Origin of the sequence: Anaerotignum faecicola (assembly GCA_024460105.1) — a bacterium.
Taxonomy (GTDB): domain Bacteria; phylum Bacillota; class Clostridia; order Lachnospirales; family Anaerotignaceae; genus JANFXS01.
This window is the reverse complement of the sequence record JANFXS010000371.1, coordinates 1-426: the sequence shown is the minus strand read 5'-3', so window position 1 is coordinate 426 and position 426 is coordinate 1. Positions and strand designations below refer to the sequence as shown.

At 38.5% G+C, this 426-nt stretch carries 1 protein-coding gene; it reads right to left on the bottom strand.

What is annotated here, in order from left to right:
- The coding region (locus tag NE664_14435; GenBank protein MCQ4727832.1) for a site-specific integrase at positions 1-426 on the bottom strand (426 nt) is incomplete at both ends.

Here is a 426-nt window from a genome sequence, read left to right as displayed (position 1 = left end):
ACAAATGGTTCTGCCTTTGGGCGTTTCTTCATAACCCGTTGAAATGCCTGTATTGTTTCTCTACTTAATGGCACTTGTCTTATTCCGCTTTTCGTCTTAGGCGTTTCAATATAATAGCCCTGTTCCTTGCTCTTTAGTAACTGGTGGTCGATAATTACAACTTCATTCTTGAAATCAATATCAGCTACTGTCAGTCCGCACAGTTCCGAGATACGAAGTCCAGTCTTTAACAGTATCAGCACATCATCATAATGCTTGTGATACACATTGTCTGTCTTGATAAATGAGAGTAAGGTTTGTTCCTGTTCCTCTGTCAATACGACTTTCTCTTTGGTATCATTTTCTAGGACTTCACTTAACTTAAAATCAAAAGGGTTCTTCCTTACACAATCGTCTTGTATGGCGATATAGAATGACGCTTTTAAC